At 59.6% G+C, this 1851-nt stretch carries 1 protein-coding gene and 1 pseudogene; both read left to right on the forward strand.

Annotation, left to right across the window (positions count from 1 at the left end):
• A pseudogene (locus tag E0E41_RS18360) lies at window positions 1–720 on the forward strand (type VI secretion protein); the annotation flags it as partial.
• On the forward strand, window positions 720–1796 hold the full coding sequence (locus E0E41_RS18365) for a M23 family metallopeptidase (RefSeq protein WP_130871330.1): 1077 nt from the start codon (window positions 720–722) through the stop codon (window positions 1794–1796). The pseudogene E0E41_RS18360 and the gene E0E41_RS18365, both read left to right, overlap by 1 nt.
• Window positions 1797–1851: the final 55 nt, after the last annotated feature.

The following is a 1851-nucleotide window of genomic DNA, read 5'->3' on the forward strand; positions in this document are numbered from 1 at the left end:
AGCGACGCCACCGACTTCTCCCGGATGACTTCTACCGACTACCCCGTCCTGGCCGACCTCTACGACACCATTGAGGAGGCCTATCAGAATTATGAGCACGAGGAGGATTTGAAGCTCTACCCGCGGGAAATGCTCCGGGATCTCATGTTGGGGCTCCACTCCATGTGCAAGGGGGCGGACGCCCGGTTCTTCAACGGCTACACCAATATCTCGTCGTCCAGGTTCCTGGTGTTCTGCATCAAAGGCCTGGAGAATGCGGCCCAGAACCTGAGAGATACCCTGCTGTTCAGTGTGCTGGCCTATATGTCCGACCAGTTGCTCACCGCCGGCAACACGGTGGCCGCCATCGATGAGCTGTACCTGTGGCTCACGAATCCGGTAGCAGTTACCTACATCCGCAACTGTCTCAAGCGGGTGCGCAAAAAGGAGTCCAGTATGATTCTGGCCAGTCAGAACCTGGAGGACTTTGACCAGCCGGGCATCCGGGAGCTGACCCGCCCCCTCTTCGCCATCCCCACCCACCAGTTCATCTTCTATGCCGGCTCCTCCGACAAGCGGTTCTATATGGAAAACCTTCAGCTGGAGGAAAACGAGTACGAGTTGGTGCGGCAGCCCCAGAAGGGCGTCTGCCTCTACAAGTGCGGCAGCGACCGGCACCTGCTGGCGGTGCATGCGCCGCCTCATAAAGAGAAACTTTTTGGATCGGCGGGTGGTCGCTGATGGCGGCTCCCATTGCGGCTATCGCCAAGGTCGCTGCTGCGGTCCTGTCCGATGAGAGAGGCCGCAAAGCCGTCGGGTGGATTGTGGTGGCAATTCTGGCTCCCGTGATTCTGCTTGTCGCTGCCTTCTGCTCCATCCTGGGCGGCTCGGCGGATCACAACAACAGCGTGCTCCAACTGTGCTTCTCCGGCGGTGCTCTGCCAGCCAATATGCCGGCGGAGTATCGCGTCTATGTGGAAGACATGCAGCACAGCTTTGCGCTTCTGGACGGATACATGGAGACGGTCAACAATATGACCGAGGGTGAAACCGGCCTTGACGCCATACGGGTCAAGGCCATCTTTTATGCTCTGTACTTCGGCGACGAGGTACCCAGCAGCCGGGCCCACCAACAATTTGTGGATTGCTTTGTGACCTATGAGGAGCGCACCCGGACTGTGACCACCACAGACGAGGAGGGCAATGAGGTGGAGACCGAGGAGAGCTATACCGTGGCCATTCCCATCACAGACCTGGAAACCGTGTGGGCAAACATCCAGGCGGCCACCGGGCTCACCGTTACGGAGGAGCACCGCAACAATGCCGACAGCATTTACAACCTGGTGCGCTACGGCTCCTCCACCGGAACAGAGGACTGGATCCCAGGCGCGGAGGTGCCCTTCATCGGGGCGGATGGCTTCTGCTCTCCCGTCGGCTCCGGCTGGGAGAGCCGTGTCACTTCCGAGTTCGGTTACCGCAAGGATCCCTTCACCGGCGAGACCAGGGGCCACACTGGAATTGACATTGCCGTTCCCACCGGCACGCCGATCCGTGCGGCTCTCCCCGGCGTGGTCACCACCGCCACCTACAACGCCGGCGGCTACGGTTACTATGTGATGATCGACCACGGCAACGGCATGGTGACCCTGTATGCCCACTGCTCCAAACTGGTGGCCAGGGTTGGCAGCACCGTGCAGGCCGGCGACATTGTGTCCCTGTCCGGCTCTACCGGACGCTCCACCGGGCCCCATCTGCACTTCGAGGTGCGCATCAACGGTCAGCGCGTCAATCCAAGATCCTATCTGCCTACGAGCTAAGTCCAATGGTATGAAGTCAAGAGAGTGATGCAAGGAAATTTTAAGCAAAACAGAG

This window comes from Intestinimonas massiliensis (ex Afouda et al. 2020), assembly GCF_900626285.1.
Taxonomy (GTDB): Bacteria; Bacillota; Clostridia; order Oscillospirales; family Oscillospiraceae; genus Flavonifractor; species Flavonifractor massiliensis_A.